This is a genomic window from Vibrio sp. MA40-2, from assembly GCF_047302445.1.
Lineage (GTDB): Bacteria > Pseudomonadota > Gammaproteobacteria > Enterobacterales > Vibrionaceae > Vibrio.
In genome coordinates this window covers 2,582,520-2,603,434 of sequence record NZ_CP178628.1, presented here as the reverse complement: position 1 = coordinate 2,603,434, position 20,915 = coordinate 2,582,520, and the positions used below count along the sequence as shown (strand labels likewise).

Here is a 20,915-nt window from a genome sequence, read left to right as displayed (position 1 = left end):
AATGACCATGAATGGAATACATAGATTAATATCCATACATCCTTTTGATCCTACAGGAACAAAAGTAGGTGGGATAGAGACTCATATACGTCATGTAATTAAATTAGCACCGCAAAATATTGACCTAATTTTTGTTGGCGTAGATGAAAGTAACACGCTTGAATTGGGGAAATTAGTGGCATTAAAAAGTTCGACTGGGCGTGAATACCAATTTCTACCTGTTATGCATACGCAGCGTCAAGAGATTAATAAAGTCGCCAGTAACGTATTTCAATCTTTAACCTTTAACTATTTTATGGCGCTATTAAAGTATCGAAAGAAATTAAAAAGCCTGTATAAAGAACAAAAGTCGACAGTTGAAATTCAACGGTATGAATTTTCTTGGATATGTAAATTATTGGGTTTCGATCATGTGTTACTTACTCATGGTGATATTCCCAAGGGCAGTAATTTCGACTCCCTTATTAGTAAACTATGGTTTATTAATAAGTTTAATGAGAAACGCGCCATTCTTTCTGCTAATAAAGTTATTTCTGTTAGCTCAGCGCAAACAGAAAGGCTCAAAAAAGATTACCCTCGAAAAGCGCAAGATATCAATTATATGACGGTTAGCGTTGATGACACGTTATTTAAACCGACCCCTTATGATTGTTCAGATGGAATACTTAAATTGGCCTTCGCAGGACGTTTAGATATTTTTAAACGTCCAGACATGATGTTTGATATCGTCGGCATACTGTCTAAGAAACTGGATGGTAAAGTTGAGTTTCACTATGTCGGTGTATCTGATACTAATCAATTCCCTGAATACCAGAAAGTAAAAGACAAAGTTATTTTGCATGGCTATAAACAGTCGGCAGAAATATCACAACTTTGGCCACAAATGCATGTCGGTTTAGTCACTTCAACGTTTGAAGGATGGCCAGTTTATGTGATGGAAGCGGTATGCAGTGGTCGTCCTGTCGTTTCGTTAAAGTTAGATCAAATGGCCAACACATTTGAAGATGGGCAGTGCGGCACTATGCTCTCTGTCAATCAAGATGATGCAGCAGACCTAATGGCCGATGAGATATTAAGCGTCTGGGAAAAGATTCAAAAAGGCTCAATCACACCTGAAAGCGTTAACGCTAAGATATCGCCTTTTAAAGCCAGTAAGCAAATGAACCGGTTATTTGAAATGCATCTGGGTTTAGTATGATATCGAGATATTGTGTATTCTTTTCGTTTGTTATTTGTATCACCAAACAAATTCAAGCAGCAATTCAATTGAAATATGATGGTTAGATAGATTACTTATGTTAATTAAACGCTCATTACAATTCCTGCCTGCTCAGCTGTTTGCACCTTTAGCGCAATTTGCTTCTATTATTGCTTGGACGTATTACTGCTCGGCTGAAACGATAGGCTTAATTACATTATTTGCTGTATTTCAAGAGTTAGCACAAAAAATCGTATTTGGTTGGTGGGCTCATTATACTATTCGTTATTATGGTGAATCAGAAGAAAGTTGGTGTGACTCTGATTTATTTCTTGTTTTGTTAACCGCTATACAAATAGTCCTCTCATTTTTCACTTTATGGTTTTGGTTTGGTTCAGAGTTCAGTTGGGCATTTTATAGCTTCGTTGCCTTTTATATGGCTTTGAGAAGTTTGAATCAATATTTTTCCGTTATGTTCTCAATAAAAGGAAAAGCTATTGGTTTTAATATTTGCTCGCTGTCTGGTCCTTGTGTTGGCTTGTTGATTAGTTTGATTTTATTAGAAAATTTTGGCGATGACATAATTTATCTTATCGTAGGTTTTATTATTGGTGAATGTTTATCTATCGCTTATTTTTGCGCTACGTCCAACCTTGTTTTTAAGATGATATCCAAAAGTGTTATACACAAGGCTTTCTCTTATGGTGTTCCATTATTGGTTGCTGGTATTTTCTCTTGGAATGCATTGAACATTTCTAGATTCGTTGTGGAATGGAACTTGGGGCTAGCCGCTGTTGGTGAATTTGCCGTCGGTTTTGGTTTAGGTCAACGAGCGGCCAATTTAGCGTCAATGCTCGTTTCTCCAGCTGCTTTACCATTAGCGATGAAAAAAATGAGAGACGAAGGCGAAAAAGCGGCAATGCAACAGCTAGGCGATAATTTTTCACTTTTGATAGCGGTAATGTTGCCTGCATTAGTAGGCGTTTATATGATTAAAGATGAATTTTTACCTTTAGCAATTTCTGAAAATTTTCAGGCATCCGCTCTGTTGACTTTTCCTTGGGCTCTATTATCCGGTGGTCTTTTTGCGGTCATTTATCATTATTGTAATCATTATTTTTTGGTGGTTGCGAGAACCAAGCCATTAATTTTAGTTGATTTAACTTTGGCCGTTGTTGTCGCTTTCAGCTCTTGGTGGATGGTTGGTGCATTTGGCTTTGTTGGTGGAGTCATTTCTATGGTTATTGCTTCCGGTGCGGTAATGTTGGCAATGCTCGTATATCTAGTTGGCTTTAGGGGTTTAATTTTTCCGTTTAAATCATTTTTTATAACCGGTTTGTCTGTTTTAACCATGTCTTTAGGCATCGAAGCGTCACGAGATCTCGTACCAAGTGGTTGGCTGGGCGTTATCTCGTTAGTTTTGTTAGGTTCGACTATCTATATCTTAGTTATGTATCCGTTTTATAAAAAAGGGGATGTACTAAAATATGCTTAGTGAATACGATGAAGACTTACCTAGATTGGCCTTTATTTTTTTTGCAGCTTCTGTAATTTCGTTGATTACGTTGTCATCTGATGTGTTAATGCTATTTAATTATCCATTTGGAGATTCTTACGCTAGTTTTATATATAAATTACACCCTCAGTTTTATTTTATATTTCTTTGTTTTACTATGGTTTTTGTTAAGCAAGGGCTTCCTGGTATAAAAAATATTTTGTTGGTGAAAACCATATTTTGGTGGTTAGTTATTTGTATCTTATGTTTTTTATACGTCACCATTATTTTAAAGCAACCAATGACTATAATCATTACTACTTGGTTGTGTCCTATGCTGATGTTAGCTATATATTTTCATTGTTCTATGTCACAGAAAAAATTTCTTCATAAGGTTTGTATTTATATAATTACCATCAATGGGGTGATCTCAATCTATGAGTATGTTTTCTCTCATCATATTATTCCTAAAAATTATTTTTCAGTGTTAGAGGGAGAATTGCTGGATATTAGCGAATGGGATTTTTCTCGTTCGGTAGCATTATATGGACATCCATTGACAGCAACAATGATTGCTGCTCTAACTGTAATAGGTTTGACCGCTCGATCGCGAGTAATAGCCTTAACTAAATTAGAAAAGATATGTTTAGTTACCTCTTGGGCGTCATTACCTGCCTTTGGAGGTAGAACAGCCATTGCTGTAACTATAGTTCTGGTCGGTTGCATGGGGGTGTCTTCGTTAACTAAAACGCTAAAGCAAGGTATTAGTCATAGAAATATAATTTTTTTCTTGGTATCCCTATTTTCAATGCCTCTCATAATATTATTTGCTTATAATCTTGGTCTATTTGACAATCTATTAGCTCGTATCAATGATGATAATGGTAGTGCTGAAACACGGTTAGTTGCATTACAAATTTTATTTGATACTCCAATCTCGTCGGTATTATTTGGTGATTACGATAAAGAGTTATTCGAAAGGCAAGTCTTTTTTGGTACTACTTATGGTGTGGAGGTTTTTTGGATCGCTATTATCTTAAGTTGGGGGTGTATAACATCAGTGCCATTATTTGCGTTGCTTTTATATTTATCCAAATTACTCATAAAATATATTGGTAATTATATTATTTGGGTATGTGTTGCATTTGCTTTAATACTTTCATCAGGTGTAGGGTTGAGTGTTAAAACATTATTGCTTTCGCAGTTTCTTATGGTGACTTTATTTGTTGTAAGCGGTGCTATTAATATCCATGACGATTCTTATGATTAGTGTATTATAAAGGTTCTGTTTTGTGGTGGTAATTTGTTTTAATATCTAGTTGTTATATTTATTTTTAAGATCGCTCTATATAAAATTTTTAATGCGTAAGATGTAGGTAAGTTCAATGGAATCTAGGTTTTTTGGAGGTTAACATGCTATTTAGTATTAATAATTATCGTGCGTTTTCTATATTATTAATAGTCTTGTCTCATTGTTATTGGATTTCAGGGTGGCAAGCGGATTCTTCTTTAGATATTTTTGTTAAACATTATATATCCGGTGGGACATTCTTCTTTTTATTTATTAGTGGTTACCTTTTTGGTTGCGTTTGGTTAGATAAATTTAATTATTTAAGGTTTTTGAAATTGAAGCTTGTTAACATTGGTTCACCATACATAGCAATTTCATTGCCAGTTATTATTTTAGCTATCATTACAAAGCAACCGTACGGCGAATATTTTTTTGACAACAATACAGGTTTATGGAGTGAAGTCGTTAAGCCATTTTTCATGTATTTGTTGTATGGTCGAGTTTTAACTGGATATTGGTATATTCCTTTTATATTTTTAGTGTTTTTGATTAGCCCACTACTTATTCGTTTTTGTAGAACTGAAACCAAAACTCAAACAATATGCTTGTTAATCTTATACTCGATTTCACTTTTTGTTTGGCGAGCAGAAGATAACATGAATCCAATTCAAGCACTGTTTTATTTTATACCGGTATTTTTATTAGGGTGTTATTGCCAAATACATGCATCTTGGATATCAGTACATCAAGGTGCTCTTATAAAAATCTGTTTCTTTTTTTCTATTATTTTTATGGTTATTCAGGTGTATTTTTTGGATGTACCAGGAAATCTACATAAACCTATGTTTTCTTATCAAGGTGCAAATATCAATTCTATTGAACGTAGTTTTCTAGCCGTTTTGATGTTTTTAGTTTTAGAACGTTATATGAACTATCGGGTAGCAATTCTTGACTACATTGCCAAAGCTAGCTTTAGTATCTATTTATTACATCCTTTGATCATCGCAATTTATAAAAGGGCTGTTGGGCTTGAATATGACTCATTTTTATATTTTTTATCTTTAACGACGCTTGTCTTTTGTTGTTGTTGGGCGGTAGCACTCACCGGTAAAAAATTGATTGGTCGCCACTCTAGATATGTTTTAGGGTAAAATTAAATGAAAGACGACTATAAGTATTATTTCGAGAATGTCCGTGCGTTAGGGATGTTCCTAATCGTTTTAGGGCATGTCTTATTCTTATCCGATCTTAAAATAGATGATATATTTGAGTTTTTATTTTTAAATATAGTTTTTGATGGTACAGTCCTTTTTGTTTTTATCTCTGGATATTTTTTCTGTTTTTCCACTTTGAAGAATTTCAATTATAAAGTGTTTATACGTCAAAAATTTTATGTTATCGCTATTCCTTATATTGTTATGTCTTTTCTACCTACGGTATATTGGATTATTAAGCAGCCTAATATCTATGACGGATTTTTCTTACCCTCGGGCAATGAATGGTTTGATGTTTTTTTTGTTCCTTTTTTAAAGTACTTATTAACAGGAAAAGCTCTTACCGGTTATTGGTTTATGCCTTTTATTTTAGTTGTTTTTTTATTGTCGCCATTGTGGCGGTATTATGCTAATTGTGATGTGCTATATAAAATTTTGATTTTGATTTTTTTTGTTTTAATTTCTATTTTTTCACATAGATCTATTGATAATATTAATAATTTTCAGTCTTTTTTTTATTACCTGCCAGTTTTTTTTATCGGTATTCTATATTTTCAATACGAAAAATTAATTCTAAGTTATCTCAAGTTGAAACTGGTTTTTTCAGTTACGTTGTTATTTTTCTTACTTTTTCTTTTTTATCAATCAATCCAACATGATTTGGGATCTTATCATAAAGAATGGTTTGTATATTCTGATTTAGATTTGATGTTTATCCAGAAACTGTTTTTTATTCCAGTGTTACTTGTCGTATTTCAAGTACTACTTAATCATGAAGTGAAATTGCTAAATATTGTGGCGACGCATAGCTTTTCTATCTATTTTTTACATCCCATATTGATTCAAGTTTATAAGAAATTGTTTGGTCATGTTGAAACGTGGTTTGCTTATATCCTCTTAGGAATATGTATTTTCATTTCTTGCATCGTTATATCGATGTGTATAAGAAAGGTGTTTGGTAAATACAGCCAATATTTGATTGGTCGTTAAGTCTGGCGGTGGCGACACGTTGTAACATAGACAATTGGTTTAATTGAATATCACAGTGGCTTATTTTGCTTTTTTACATGGACTAGTAACCGTTATAAAAGAGATAACATTATGAAAAGAAGGGATTTTCTTACTAAGGCTGCGGTAGGTACTTTGGTCGGTACGAGTCTGACACAATCTGTTGCTTGTTCACAAGTTATTCAAAGCTTGGATAAACAAATCGATGTCGAAGGTCATCGAGTTTTTACCATTGAAGATGCGGGATTTTCTCTAGATTCATACAAAAATACACCAATCAATATTATTAATCGAACCTTAGCTTATATGGCGTCTTTTGGCGGGGGTACGTTAATTCTACCTAATATAAGTGTGCGTATTAATATTGGTGAAGAGAACGATCATTCTTATTCTGGCTTAGCGCGAGTAATCATTCCCGCTAGAAGAGGGCTTTGGTTTCGTATTGTGGGTGGGGGTATGAATGCTCCATTTTATTTAACACAAGATAAGCTGACAGGAAAAGATACTAAAGATTGGAATTTGTTTAATGTTGGCGATCAGAAAAGTGGTAAAGAGTGTTGGTCGTTCATTACTAAACGCTCCGGAAGTGACGACCCCGCTGCTATCGGATATGAGAACTCTCGCATACTTGATTTTGTTCAATTGCAAGATATTACTATCATTGGTGATGAACCTGATGGGAAAATTGGCCTAAAAAGGAATGAGAGTTACCAATATCACATAGGTGGTGTTCGCCTCTCAGGTGCTCGCATTATAAAAGTTAATAATGTACAAGTTTATAATGTGTTGAATAGCTGTATTGTGTTGGCATTTGCTGAATTGATGATTGCAGAAGATTGTTATGGTGCTCAATCTGGTCATCGTAAAGCAAAATATCAACCGGCTAACTTTATTGATATTGTCGGCATGGGCTCAAATTATGCCGTAAAATCCAAAGCTATCATTCGAAACTGTCATTGTGCTGATATTTATAATGTTGCTTATATGGGTATTTGGTCTGACGTTACTATTTCACAAAGTTCCTGTATTCGAACTTTGATCGCAGTTGAGCATCAAGCATCGTGGGCTGAAACTCAGCAAACTGATATTGGTGGTAATTATACCGTTGAAAACTGTTATTTCGACTGTGATGTAAGCTATTGGCAGAACGAACAAGAGTTTCTTCGTTTGGGCGATGCCATTATCACTAATGGCGGTAAAAACAAAACGTTTACCCTGCGTGATACTCGAATCACCAGCCCTTCTAACATGGCTGTCGCAGGGTATATGCAAGATTCTTCTGTACTATTAGACAATGTCACTATCGAGAATGTTGGTCATGGCCGTTATTCATTTCCAGAATTTCCCGCCATACTTGCGCGTAATGGTGATCTACATATTTCAGGTGGGCGTGTAGTAAAATGCAATAAAGGGTTGATTCAATTACTTGGTCGAGCAAATTTAACGTGGGGTAATCGCAGTATTATCCAACAGCTCGATGCTAAAGTGTTGTTGAGCAAAGGAGTCGACACTCTGTTTCATTCACGATTGCACTTGATCGATTCGAAAGCCAGAATGTATCTCGGCGAAAGTGATCAGCCTAGTTACAATTATGATGTTGATATTAAATTTGATAATTTCCAAGGCAAGCATTTTATCGACCTTGCTTCTTGGAATGGAAAGAGTGTTGAGGTAGGTGGAAAATTCAAGCTGGATTGCGCGGGAACCAAAGCCGATTTTGTGCCGCTACATAGTCAGATTGCCGATAATAAAGCGCAGATTGAGTTGCAACTAGATAATATTTCTCATTTAACACCACCTAAAAAAAGTAACACTTTATACGGTTACATTCACCCGGATAGTTACGTTTATATAAATCGTTTTGAACCGCTACGCGCTACGCAGAAGAAAGGTATTGGTGTCGATTTTATACGGTGTAAAGATTCTACTGGCACTTTTGGTCGACAGCTGGATAACTTGCGCTTTGATTTTGTTAATCAAATGGGGTTGCAGTTAAATCAACTATCTTGTCTTGGTAGTGTGGTAGCGTCGAAAGACGATACTCTAGAAGACGCGTTGCAAGTTAACCCTAATGAAGTGGACAAAGTATTTTCCACTCAACAATGGACGGTACTGATGAGAATCGGTGATTTCCGTTTCTATTTACGAAATGTTGATAAATTACAGGGCACTGATTTTAAAGAAAATAGCACAACAAAATCTGTTAAGCCTCTTGCGATGGCGTATTATGATAATGTCGATGAAACAGCTACAACTGATAAACAAAAATTAGAATTGTTTTGGTGGGATAATGATGGTTTCGAACAAATTGTTTTGCAGTTAGAGGAACAACAAATATCATTGCCTCAATCACCTTTAGATGGTGATATTAGTTTGGCTTTGTCGTGTCATGGTGATGGACGCTATACGTTGGCGGTAAATGGTCGAACTCAGCAATTAAATACAGATACTTTGATTAAAATACATGCGTTCTTTATCGGTTTAAACGAGCGTCGTTTTACTGATATAAATCCAGAAATGGTTGATTGCTTTCTGAAGAGCTTTACCGTGCTACAAACTAGTTTTTACCCACAGATTTTACAAAAAATAACTAGTAAATAGAAAGGCTTACAATAGACGGTTGTAGCTGGTTTAGTTTATAATTATCAATTTTGAGTACCACTTAGTTCAGAGTGGGTAGTTACTAATTAAATTACTTAGTGGCGAAATAAATGGTTTAACTAATTAATATTCTCGACATATTTAATATAAATTTTAGCGATATAGGCTTAAATCTTTAAGGGAAAAATATGATTCTTCCAGTAATAATGGCAGGCGGAAGTGGAAGTCGTTTATGGCCACTTTCACGTACTGAATACCCAAAGCAATTCCTTTCTTTGGTTTCTGATAACACGATGCTTCAAGACACGGTGACTAGACTATCGGATATCGAACATCTGGCTCCGTTGTTTATTTGTAATAATGAGCATCGATTTATTGTTGCAGAGCAACTAAGAGAATTAGATTCAAAGCATAGTGGCATTATTTTAGAACCTGTCGGGAGAAATACCGCGCCAGCAGTTGCTCTTGCTGCATTGCAAGCAATGAAAGACGGCGATGATCCGTTGTTGCTTGTTTTAGCTGCCGACCATTTAATCAAAGATGAACCTGCTTTCATTCAATCTGTAAATAGTGCAGTCGTTCAAGCAGAGCAAGGTAGCCTAGTGACGTTTGGCATTGTACCGACTGCTGCGGAGACGGGTTACGGTTATATTCGCAAAGGCGAAGCCAAAGGGAGCACCAGCTACGAGGTGGATGCTTTTGTTGAAAAACCTGATCTGGAAAAAGCTGAAAAGTATTTGGCTAGTGGTGATTATTATTGGAACAGTGGCATGTTCTTATTTAAGGCTTCTGTTTATTTAGAAGAGCTACAAAAATACCGCCCAGATATTCTTGCCGCTTGCAAAGAAGCTTATATCGGTAGTTACACTGACCTTGATTTTATTCGATTAAACGAGCAAGTTTTTGCGAATTGTCCTGACGAGTCAATAGATTATGCGGTAATGGAACCAACAAAGAGTGCGGTTGTTGTGCCAATGGATGCCGCATGGAGTGATGTTGGAAGTTGGTCTTCTATTTGGGATGTATGCGATAAAGATAGCCAAGGGAATACCCAACGTGGCGACGTGATGGTTGAAGACAGCAATAACAGTTATTTTTATTCTCAAAGTAAATTGGTAGCAGCGGTTGGGGTTGATGACTTAATAGTTATCGAAACCAAAGATGCAATATTAGTCGCTAATAAAAATAAAGTTCAGGACGTGAAAAATATTGTTAACCGAGTGAAAAAAGAAGGGCGTACCGAAGCTCAACACCACCGACAAATTTATCGTCCTTGGGGCTCTCATGATGCGATAGCGGAAGGTGACCGATTTCATGTTAAGCACCTTTTAGTTAAACCTGGTGAACGAATGGCTATTCAAAAACACTACCATAGAGCTGAGCATTGGGTTGTAGTTTCAGGAACTGCAAACGTTATTCGTGGTGATGAAGAGTTTTTACTCAGTGAAAACCAGTCAACTTATATTCCTATCGGTTTAGAACACGCAATTGAAAATCCAGGAAAAGTACCGTTAGAAATCATTGAAGTACGTTCAGGAAGCTATCTGGCCGAAGATGATATTGTCCGGATTGATCGCAAAGGCTATGTTGATTCTGAAGTCGCTCTACTCGAGTCGAGTACTATGTTGGATAATAAAGCTAAGGAAATAAAAAAATAACATGGCTATGCAAAATAATTATAAAGAGATTACCTGTTTTAAGGCATACGATATTCGTGGCAAGCTTGGTGAACAGTTGGACGAAGATGTTGCTTATCGTATCGGTCGAGCTTATGGTGAAATTCTTAAAGCCAAAAAAGTGGTTGTTGGTGGTGATGTAAGGTTGTCTTCTGAATCGCTTAAAGCGTCTTTGGCCCAAGGGTTACTGGATGCGGGTGTTGACGTTATTGATCTTGGCTTAACTGGTACAGAAGAGATCTATTTTGCTACTTCTGATATGGATGTTGATGGTGGCATAGAAGTTACCGCTAGCCATAATCCTATTAATTACAATGGGATGAAACCAGTTGGTAAAGGCTCCGCACCGATTGGTTATTCGAATGGGTTAGGTGAAATAAAAGCCTTGGCGGAAAAAGGCGACTTTGCACAAGAAAAAAAAGGCCATTTAACGCAGATGGACCACAAGAAAGCGTATGCGCAGCATATTGTTAGTTATATTGACCCAGCAAAAATTAAGCCGCTAAAATTGGTTATAAATGCAGGTAACGGTGCTGCTGGTCCTGCTTTTGATGAAATACTAAAGCAACTTGAACAATTAAATGTACCCATTGAATTTATTAAAATCCATCATCAACCAGATGGTAATTTCCCGCATGGTATTCCAAACCCTCTTTTACCAGAGAATAGGGCTGCAACTTCAGAGGCAGTATTAGAGCATAATGCTGATATGGGAATAGCGTGGGATGGTGATTTTGACCGCTGTTTTTTGTTTGATGAAAAAGGTCGATTTATCGAAGGTTACTATATTGTCGGCTTGTTAGCAGAAGCGTTTTTACAAAAACAGCCTAAGCAAAAAATTATTTTCGATCCTCGTACCTATTGGAATACTGAAAAAATTATAGCTGACAATGATGGTGTTCCAGTAATGTGTCCATCTGGTCATGCGCTAATTAAGGATAAGATGCGTGAAGTTGATGCAGTGTATGGCGGAGAGATGAGCGCACATCATTACTTTAAACAATTTGCTTACTGTGATTCTGGGATGATTCCATGGTTATTAGTAGCCGAATTGCTCTCTGTGAAGCAACAAAAATTATCCTTTTTAGTCAATGATATGATTGAAGCCTTTCCATCATCAGGAGAAATTAATTTTAAATTGGAGAACCCTAAAGCCGCGATAAAAAGAGTGACTGATTTTTATACTGCTAACGCTAGCAGTATAGATCACATTGACGGTATAAGTATGACGTTTGAAAAAAATGACATTGCATGGCGTTTTAATTTACGTTCGTCAAATACCGAGCCGGTGGTACGTTTAAATATTGAATCAGCAGGCGATCAAGCCATTGTAGAAAAAAAGGTGCTAGAAATTTCTCGGTTACTTAATAATGAATCGCTCTAGTTTTGCTTTACTATTAATGTCACTGATTTCGGTGACATTAATTTTTTATGCTTCACATTTTGCTATGGGCTCATTGTATAAAATTGGCTTAGAAAATGAATTTAAGCAGTATGAGCATTACGTTAATCAAACCCATTCTCAAGGCGTTGATCAAAGTGTATTGGATAAAAAGTACGATATGCTTACTCGAGTAAATTTGTTAACCGATCAAATGATGATTTGGAATCAATATGACCCCAATCATCTGTCTATGGCGGCTTATACTGAATTACTCAATAGCTACGCAAATCAGAACTTAGATATCTATGATTCATTCTTACGTGAAGGTTTAATGTTGAGTAATAAAGCGATTGCTTTGCGACCAATATTTCCAGATGTTCATGCACAAAAAACCTATCTATTGAGTAGTTTAAAACACCCAGTAGAAGATGTATTTGATCAACTATATAATGCAGAAAAATATGGTCGTTATGAAGAAGTGACTATGAGAGCGGGTTTAGATTTCTACTTTGCTTTTTGGGGAAGTATTAGTAATCAAGATAAAATCAAGGCTACCAGATATTTATTAGACCCAGAAAAATATGGGTTTGCCTTTGGGAATTTTGATACATTTATTGCTAATGCTAGTTACCGAGACAAAGCCTGTAATATTTTGATGATTAGTCGACATTCAATTCCCGCTTGCAATGAAAAACCAACTAAATAGTATAAGAATTTTGTGCTATTGATTTGAATGTATTATTGACAAATTGTGACAGACATTGATCGAGTTAAGGAGACGCTTATTTTTTCTGTTTATTATCGTTTGGTCATATTCTATGGGTGTATATTCTTCGCAGGATTGGCATCTATGGCAAAGAGTACAGGTTTGTTTGCTGATGATATTAGATCTTTTGAGAATTGGCTTGGCGGCGATCAATATCTGCATTTTATTGTTGCTACGATAGTGGGGTTCTTAGCATTGTGGTCAACTAAAGCAAGCCAAAAAAAATGGTTATTTAACCTAGTTGGCTGGCAATCTATTGCGGTACTTTGCCTAGTGATTAGTGACGAAATTATGCAGTACTTTATTCCTAGTCGTGATTACTCATTAGTCGATTTATCCATCAATACCGCTGGTGTTGCACTAGGAAGTGGCATTGCAAGTATGATCAGTCTCAATAAAGATAATAGTGTGAACTTGATCAAATAACTTCTTGCTTGTTTTCTAAGCAGTTCATAGTATTTAATATGCTATAGAAACTAACTGAATTTTACCGCTATTAAGGATTAATACGGTTATCTGCGATATAAAGTTTTTAAAAGGGATATTATATGAACTTAAGTCCAATCGCATTTGCTCTTGCGGCGAGTTTTTCGTTGGTGTCACTACCAACTTATGCTAATACCGATGCAGAAATACAAACTGGCATTAATACGCAACTTACTGAATCAACAACGTCAGTAGCTGACTATGTTATTAGTGACACTGAACAAGCGCAAATAGAGTCGTATTATAACGACAATCAAACAGACAGTTTATCGGGTTTAGTTAATGGGTTGGTTGAAACATTTCCATTGATACCTGAACCGAAATTAATTGTCGTTCTTCTTGATCTTCTTCCTGAACTTCCTTCTGTGGATTTCGTTGTTGCTGGCTTACTGGAACTCTTTCCCGATTTATCCATCGAGGATATTGTGGCGAGTGTTCTAACCGCAATGCCTGAACAACAAGAAATAATACTTCTTTCTGCTATGACTCTCGCTCCTGAACAAGCAGCAGAAATCGCTAGAACTGCTGCAGATATGGGCGTGTCCGCTGAAGTTATCACTCTGGCTGCTGTTAGTGTTCCTAGTGTTGATATTGCTGCTGTTACTATCGCTATTGAAGCTCAAACAGCGGCGGGTATTCCTACTCCAGCAGTTGCGGCGCCAACACCTACTCTGAATACTTTTGCTAATCGAGGTAACGGTGTTTCTCCTAGCTAGTTTTCTTTATTGCTAATTTAGAACGTTTGTTAGCAATAAAGATCATCAAGCGAATTTATATAATGGATTTATAATGACAAAAATAGAAATAGTTTGTTTCTATAGTTTTTTGTTGCTTGTTATTTGGCTGCCGATTCCATTAGCAAGTAACCGTGTTTGGGCGTGGTCGATTTTTGAAGTGTGGATTGCGCTCCAGACATTAGCATTAATTTTTTCTGTTAGAACTCATTTCCCTTGGCAGCGACTAAAACGATTTTTATGGTTACTGCTACCACTTATTCTGTTTCAGGTTTGGATTGCCATTCAGATTATTCCTTTACCTGACCCGCTACTTAATGTTATTTCACCCAGTGCATTTCGCATCTATAGTTTTTTAAATTTAGAGTCTAAAACTATTTCATTAGATTGGTTTGCTACGGTTTCTGGATTATTAAAAGGTGTTGCTTATACCTTGTTTACTTTTAACGCGATCATTTTAATAAACAGCATCAAAAGAATAAAACAAGTGATTCTGGCTGTGGTGTTTAGTGGAACCCTTCAAGCATTTTATGCTGCGTTGATGATACTAACCGCAAGTACACAGAGTTGGGTTTTTGGTCTACCGCAAGGAAGTAGGGCAACTGGATCATTTGTGTACCATAATCACTTGGCCAACTATTTGATTATGACTTTGTCATTGGGTATCGGTTTAATCGTGTCTCAAATGCATCAAAGCGAATCTGGTTCTTGGCAGGTACGTTTTCGTCGTTGGTTTGAAGCTATATTGTCACCTAAAATGATTATTCGTTTGTGTCTGGTGGTTATGGTGATCGCTTTAGTAATGACTCGTTCAAGAATGGGTAATACCGTGTTTTTTTCGATAACCATTATTGGTGGTCTCGTCGCACTGTTTTTCTATAAAAATAAACCGCGAGCGTTAACGGCGTTAGTGATTTCCTTTTTGATCATAGATACTTTAGCTGTAGGAACGATATTCGGTTTAGACAAAGTAAAGGAACGTCTAGAAAATACAGCAATGAGTACTGAAACTCGTGACCAAGCCGTTTTGTGGAGTATGGATATTATTAAAGATTATCCGTTAACGGGAACAGGCTTAGGTAGCTTTTATTCTACATTTCCAAGTTATAGCCAATATAATATTGGTTATTATGATTTTGCCCATAACGATTATATTCAATTTGCAGCTGAAGTTGGTATTCCAGCTGTGTTGGTTTTAGGTTGCATGGTACTTATTGGTTTGTGGTTTAGTTTTAATGCAATGAGAACAAGAAACAGCAGAATATTAAAAGGAACAGCGTTGGGGTGTTTTATGGCTATTATTGGCATGTTGATACATATTACAGTCGATTTTAATCTACAAGCACCTGCAAATGCGGCGACTTTTTTATTGGTCTTGGTCTTGGCGGGCTGTACTCGTGTTATTAAGAGTACGGTTGTTAGCAAGCCTATTCAGTAAACAGCGTTGTTAATAAAAGATATCGTTGTTAATAAAAAATATATAGTACCAAAAATACTATTTTCGCAATATTCAGCATAGTCGATTGACATTTTTAACCTGTATATTGACGCAATATTGCACAAGGAATGAATAATAAAGGGAGAATTAATAATGAAAAAGTCACTATTAGCCATAGCTGTATTTGCGGCTGCCACTCAAGTTAATGCGGCAGAAATGTATGCACAAGATGGCGTGACCATTGATATTAGTGGTGAGGTTGATGTTCAGTATTTTAAAACAATGGCCGAGACGAAAGACTATTCAACAGAAATAAAAGATGCTCAATGGAGAGTAGATGAGGCTAACTTTGGATTTAATCTTGGCTTTGAAATGAGTGAAGATTTTAGCATGGGTGGTCACTTTGATATTGACGCAAATAATGAAGATGACAGTGTAACCAGAGGTGATGTTTATTTTTATGTTGATATATTAGACGCACATGTTATTTCTGCGGGTATTCAGCCAACAATTTTAGATGACGCAGGAATTGGTGAGGATTACGAGTTTGGCTTTAATGCTTTTATTGAGAATTTAGACTCATCTGGTGAACAGGTTATAAAGTACAGATATGATGGTGGTAATTCTTTTTATGCAGGAGCGGCTTATTCAGCGTATAAAAATGAAAGTGCAAGCACAGAAGATGATTTTGAGTTAGATGGCAATGTAGGTGTGCGTTTAGGCGATTTGGAAGCCACTTTATTTGTTGCAATGGGCGAACATGACTCGCTAAATGCCAATGCTTATATTGCTGAAGTGCGTTATGTTCTTGGTGAAATAGGTATTGCGGGGACATATTCTTATGCAACCACTGAAACGGTTTCTGGTGAAGATAGTGATATTAATGCAATGGGCTTAACCGGTGTTTATCGACCTGAAGGCCGTTTTGAATACGCTGTAGGTTGGGCGGTAATTGATAATGATTCGAATGATAATGGTACGGTAAACGATATCTATATTAATACTTCTTTCTATTTTACCGACGCTGTTAGTGCATACGCTGAATTAGGCTTAACCGATGAAGACAATACTGATGTAGGTTATGTAATTGGTATAGCGGGAAGCTTTTAATTTTTCGCATAGCCTCAATTATATTTGAAATATATTGTCCACCAACAGGCCAATTTATTTCAATAGTCTATAATTAGTTATTTATCGCTGTGTACTAATGATTTTATCGTTGTAAATATCCAAGGATTTTTGTGTTCAAGAGTATACTTGTTTTATGTACTGGCAATATATGCCGGTCACCTTTTGCAGAAGCTGCGTTGAATAAGTTATTACCGAATATTGAAGTAACCTCAGCGGGTATTGCAACGGATAAAAATGGTTTACAGGGTGTTCCTGCTGATAAGGTTGCAGTAGAAATGGCGTTGAAGTACGGCGTTGATATGAGTGAGCATCGAGCTAAACAAGTTGATCAATTTTTGATTGATCAACATGACCTTATTCTCACGATGGATCGAGAGCAACTCGAGCAGTTATGTCAATTTTTTCCTGAAGCTCGCGCAAAGTCTTGGTTACTTGGCCACTGGATAGGAATGAGTAGTATCGATGATCCATACCAGAAGAGTGACGTTATTTTCAATCAGGTATATTCTGTTATCGGCAATGCTGTTAGAGCATGGGCGAGAAAATTAAAAGCATAATCAAAAGTTTTCATCGGTATATGCCATGGAGAAATCATTATTGAAGGTATTTATTTAGCTTTAAACACAAGATTACACGTTAGAAAATCACGAAATTAAAATGAAATTAATAGCGAGATATTAAAGTGTACTAATAATATGACAATTTTTGAGTGCTTTACTAATAATGATATTCGCGGGAGTACAAGTGATTCACTTACTCCTGAAGCTGTGGCACGTATTGCTAGAGCTTATGCCACGCATTTAAAGCCACAAAGTGTCATTGTAGGCTGTGACGGCAGTGTGGCATCGAGTTATTTAAAGGAAATAATAGTCCATAATTTACTCGGATTTGGTACTGATGTAATCGATGTAGGACGAGTTGGCAAAGAAGAACTTTTTTATGCGCTTAAGCAACGTGCGTCAGATGGTGGCATAATGGTTAATGCGGCGGCTAATTCAGTAAATTGCCATGTAATTAACTTAATTGGTAAACATTGTCAGCCTATTAACACGAGTAATGGGCTACTTGCCATTAAGAAAATGCTAGCTTCGTTAGAAACTGATCCCCATGCATCAATAATTAAAGGTCTACTTCAACGTGGTTATTCTCGAGAGGATTATATTTCGCGACTGCTCGAAAATATAGATAGTCAATGTTTTAAACCTATGACGTTAGTTGTCAATTCCGGCTACGGTGCGGCAAGTATGGTAATTGATGAATTAGAATCAGTCTTTACTCAAACCAACGTTCCTATTAATTTCATTAAGATCAATCATGCCAATGAGAATGAGCCGATGGAAATTGCGTCTGGCGTATCTATTCATGATTTTAGACTCGATACCGCTAAGCTTGTCATTGAGTCTGGTGCAGATCTTGGGATTGCTTGGGACAGTGATTTTAATCGTTGCTTTATCATTGATGATACCGGACATCATGTACCAGCCTATTATATGGTTGGCTTTATTGCCGAAGCATTGTTAAAGAAAAATCCAGGTGCAAAAATAGTACACGATCATGTTTTATATTGGAATACGCTGCAAACAATAGTGGCCAATGGCGGAGTACCGGTAGCAACTAAAATTGGTCGAGAGTACTTCAAGCAAAAAATGCGTGAGGTAAACGCAATATACGGTGGAGAGAGTAGTGCTTATCACTATTTTAAAGATTTCACATACTGCGGTTCAGGTATGATTCCTTGGTTGTTACTTATAGAATTAATGTCGTTACGTGATACAAAATTATCGCAACTAGTTGCTGAAAGAAAAAAAGCATTCCCTATTTCAGGAGAAATAAAAATTCCGGTAAAAAACCCTAAACGCTCGGCTTGTTATCTACTTGACTACTTTAAAAATAAGTACAGTTATAAAGAATTGACGGATGGGATAGGCTTAGAGTTTGAGGATTACGACACGGCATGGCGTTTAAATCTGCGTATGTCCACCAAACAACAGGTATTAAAGTTGAACGTTGAGAGCTATTCAGATAACCATTTAGTGCACACAAAAGCCAATGAAATTTTGGATATTCTTACTCATACGTAATGACTTTTCGTTTTTGATTCAGGGTTAGCTCGTTACGCCTGGCTAAATTAACTTGCTTGTCAAACTACAAAGACAATATAGACGCTTCGTAGTTTGAGCCTTATCACTGTTGTAATTATCGATTATAGATTGAACTATAAATTCTTATTTACTTAATGATTCACTAGACAAGTTGTCATGATACTAGAGCCATTGGCTAGGCGATTAACTTTTTAATATAACTCTTGTATCTTCACTTAGTGATTCTAATTCTTTGACTATATCATCGATATTGAGCTCTTCCGGTAAGCGAATGGCTAGATTCGCGGTAAATAAGCTAGAACTTACCCCGCCACCTCCAGCAATAAATACCCTATGACAATCCATATCTAAAATGTGAATAGCTTGGCCATCAAGCATACTTGTTATTTCGTTGACAATGCCGGCTCTATCATTTGCATCTACACGCAGTTCAAAGACTTCTTCTTTTCCATTTGATGTTGAATCACTATCGACAAATTTAACTAATAGATCTGGGTTATCCATAATGGCGTCTTTAACTATTTGCTCGTTTTCTTGCGGTAATTCTATTTTGATCACAGCAGCAACTTGATCTTCTATAAAGTTCACTTTACTGATTAACCATTTGCCATCATTTTCATGTGTGATAGCAGCGAATTCTTTGATGGTAGCGGGTGTGGCTTTTCCTACAAAATTTGCAATAAACGTGGTCATCATAAACGTTCCCCCGTATAAGCCCAATAGGCTAACTGTATGAATTAATTTATTATATTAAGTGTAGAAGTATTCCTAGTATAAAGCTTGACCAGAGTCCATTTTTTGAACCGAAGTACGGTTAAATCTTAATTTTTTCTTTAATGTACTAAATGTAGTTATGATGATAGCAAATGTTTGTACAATAGTGAGTAAGTTAAACCGCCGGGTAACAAAAATAGGATGATAGATGATTAATATTGCAATGCTTAGTACTGGAGAAGAAGTACTTCACGGTGACATAGTTGATACTAATGCAGCGTGGTTATCTCGTCGTTGCTATGAAGAAGGACTGAGTCTTTCTAAGAGAACGACAGTAGGAGATCAAAAGAAACCGCTCGTGAATGAACTTGTTGCGCTTAGCTTGAATCACGATGTGGTTATTGTGAATGGTGGACTGGGGCCAACGAGTGATGATCTAACTTCTGAAGCCGCTGCTATTGCCGCGGATACTGAGCTGGAGCTTTTTCCTGAATGGTTGGAGGCAATGGAAAAGATGTTTACACGCATGGGGCGTAAAATGCATGATAGTAACCTCAAACAAGCGATGCTTCCCCAAACCTCACAAATTATAAATAATCCAGTGGGTACCGCATGCGGGTTCACCATGCAGATAAATAATGCACGTTTTTTCTTTACCCCAGGTGTACCTAGTGAATTTAAAGTGATGGTTAATGAGCAAATTATACCTTCACTCCAACGTTTGTTTCCTGAGAATAGACCTTTTGAGGTTAGTCGCTTGTATACATTTGGCTTAGGGGAATCTGGCATTGCAATGAATCTAGACAATATTGTTATGCCCGAAGGGTTTGAGCTGGGCTATCGATCTTATTTACCTTTCATTGAAGTGAAGCTTTTTGGTCCAACCGATCAGCCAAAGACTCGGATCGATCTATTAAAAATCATTTATTCTCATTTAGGTGACAATGTGGTGAGTGTAGATGAACCTATGATGGACAATTTGGGCAGTTTGTTGATTGATGCTAACAAGCAAATTTCTGTTGCTGAGTGTGCGACTGGTGGGTATTTGTCGAGTTCTCTTCAGTTGAATGAGAGGACTTGCACGCGCTTTAAACAGGCTTGGGTTTTGAATAAAGTTGAGTCGCTTGAGAATGCTGATCAGGATCCAATAGCCTCTGCATTGGCACTAGCGGCATCAATTCGTGAAAAAACCGTGGTTGATATTGGACTATCAGTTGGTTCGATAGAGGACAACAAGTTCGCTATAGCATTGTCTACTGAGTTTGGTGAATGGGGGCAGTTGTTCGAACTTCGTCGACAATATGCTCGAGAAGATCAAGCAAAAATCATCTCGACGCTACTACTTGATATGCTTCGACGTCATGAAGAAAAGAAGCCTGTTTTTGGTCAATATGGATCTGTAGAGCGTATTCGAGAGGTTTATGTTCCGTCGTCGCATCTATAATTTTCGAGTATATATAACCAGTAATTTAGCCTAATTTTTGATGCTGTTGTTTTGTTCTTTAACCTATTTCAGTAGGTCTTTAGTCGCTTATAACTAGAAAATCTAAGTGATAAATTATTGATTTAAATAGTTTTAATCTGTTGGAGTACATTATCTCAATATTGGTGCTAGCATAAGAATTGATTTGTCGTAAACTTAAAGTATTCGTTAAATTAAGAACGAATTTCGCAAGT

At 36.6% G+C, this 20,915-nt stretch carries 17 protein-coding genes; 16 read left to right on the top strand and 1 reads right to left on the bottom strand.

Features of this window, described 5'->3' with window-relative positions:
• The first annotated feature begins 7 nt into the window (after nt 1–7).
• The 15 genes from ACLKML_RS19265 (at nt 8) to ACLKML_RS19195 (ending at nt 18,503) form a co-directional block, all read left to right on the top strand.
• A complete protein-coding gene (locus tag ACLKML_RS19265; protein WP_413284582.1) occupies nt 8–1,198 on the top strand; it encodes a glycosyltransferase family 4 protein in 1,191 nt (396 codons plus the stop codon).
• A gap of 97 nt (nt 1,199–1,295) precedes the next feature.
• The gene (locus ACLKML_RS19260) at nt 1,296–2,693 is read left to right on the top strand and encodes a lipopolysaccharide biosynthesis protein (protein WP_413284581.1); all 1,398 of its coding nucleotides are present in this window, start codon (nt 1,296–1,298) and stop codon (nt 2,691–2,693) included.
• On the top strand, nt 2,686–3,963 hold the full coding sequence (locus tag ACLKML_RS19255; RefSeq protein WP_413284580.1) for a VpsF family polysaccharide biosynthesis protein: 1,278 nt from the start codon (nt 2,686–2,688) through the stop codon (nt 3,961–3,963). Before ACLKML_RS19260 ends, ACLKML_RS19255 begins: the two co-directional genes overlap by 8 nt.
• Before the next feature lie 143 nt (nt 3,964–4,106).
• Entirely contained in the window at nt 4,107–5,135 is a 1,029-nt protein-coding gene (locus ACLKML_RS19250) for an acyltransferase family protein (protein ID WP_413284579.1), read from the top strand.
• A gap of 6 nt (nt 5,136–5,141) precedes the next feature.
• Nucleotides 5,142–6,188 (top strand): acyltransferase family protein, encoded by a 1,047-nt coding sequence (locus ACLKML_RS19245; RefSeq protein WP_413284578.1) that lies wholly within the window; start codon nt 5,142–5,144, stop codon nt 6,186–6,188.
• Nucleotides 6,189–6,299: 111 nt separating this feature from the next.
• Nucleotides 6,300–8,807: a hypothetical protein gene (locus ACLKML_RS19240; RefSeq protein ID WP_413284577.1), complete on the top strand. Its 2,508-nt coding sequence runs from the start codon at nt 6,300–6,302 to the stop codon at nt 8,805–8,807.
• Between the two features lie 188 nt (nt 8,808–8,995).
• Entirely contained in the window at nt 8,996–10,465 is a 1,470-nt protein-coding gene (locus tag ACLKML_RS19235; RefSeq protein ID WP_413284576.1) for a mannose-1-phosphate guanylyltransferase/mannose-6-phosphate isomerase, read from the top strand.
• Between the two features lies 1 nt (nt 10,466).
• Nucleotides 10,467–11,867, top strand: a complete 1,401-nt coding sequence (locus ACLKML_RS19230) for a phosphomannomutase CpsG (protein WP_413284575.1) — start codon at nt 10,467–10,469, stop codon at nt 11,865–11,867.
• Nucleotides 11,854–12,573 carry a hypothetical protein gene (locus tag ACLKML_RS19225; protein WP_413284574.1) on the top strand — a complete coding sequence of 240 codons (720 nt, stop codon included), beginning with the start codon at nt 11,854–11,856 and terminating at the stop codon, nt 12,571–12,573. The genes ACLKML_RS19230 and ACLKML_RS19225 overlap by 14 nt, the downstream gene beginning before the upstream one ends.
• 144 nt (nt 12,574–12,717) lie before the next feature.
• On the top strand, nt 12,718–13,059 hold the full coding sequence (locus tag ACLKML_RS19220) for a VanZ family protein (protein WP_413284573.1): 342 nt from the start codon (nt 12,718–12,720) through the stop codon (nt 13,057–13,059).
• Nucleotides 13,060–13,181: 122 nt separating this feature from the next.
• Nucleotides 13,182–13,835 (top strand): hypothetical protein, encoded by a 654-nt coding sequence (locus tag ACLKML_RS19215; protein WP_413284572.1) that lies wholly within the window; start codon nt 13,182–13,184, stop codon nt 13,833–13,835.
• Between the two features lie 73 nt (nt 13,836–13,908).
• Complete coding sequence (locus ACLKML_RS19210) at nt 13,909–15,291, top strand: O-antigen ligase family protein (RefSeq protein WP_413284571.1); 1,383 nt, start codon at nt 13,909–13,911, stop codon at nt 15,289–15,291.
• Between the two features lie 153 nt (nt 15,292–15,444).
• A complete protein-coding gene (locus tag ACLKML_RS19205; RefSeq protein ID WP_413284570.1) occupies nt 15,445–16,401 on the top strand; it encodes a hypothetical protein in 957 nt (318 codons plus the stop codon).
• 131 nt (nt 16,402–16,532) lie between these two features.
• Complete coding sequence (locus tag ACLKML_RS19200) at nt 16,533–16,979, top strand: low molecular weight phosphatase family protein (protein WP_413284569.1); 447 nt, start codon at nt 16,533–16,535, stop codon at nt 16,977–16,979.
• Nucleotides 16,980–17,117: 138 nt separating this feature from the next.
• Nucleotides 17,118–18,503, top strand: coding sequence for a phosphomannomutase CpsG (locus ACLKML_RS19195; RefSeq protein ID WP_413284568.1), 1,386 nt, complete (start codon nt 17,118–17,120; stop codon nt 18,501–18,503).
• 204 nt (nt 18,504–18,707) lie between these two features.
• Here the strand turns inward: ACLKML_RS19195 and ACLKML_RS19190 are convergent, their stop codons facing one another.
• The gene (locus ACLKML_RS19190; protein WP_413284567.1) at nt 18,708–19,220 is read right to left on the bottom strand and encodes a glycine cleavage system protein R; all 513 of its coding nucleotides are present in this window, start codon (nt 19,218–19,220) and stop codon (nt 18,708–18,710) included.
• A gap of 226 nt (nt 19,221–19,446) precedes the next feature.
• Between ACLKML_RS19190 and ACLKML_RS19185 the strand changes: the two genes are divergently transcribed.
• Nucleotides 19,447–20,682, top strand: a complete 1,236-nt coding sequence (locus tag ACLKML_RS19185) for a CinA family nicotinamide mononucleotide deamidase-related protein (RefSeq protein WP_413284566.1) — start codon at nt 19,447–19,449, stop codon at nt 20,680–20,682.
• Nucleotides 20,683–20,915: the final 233 nt, after the last annotated feature.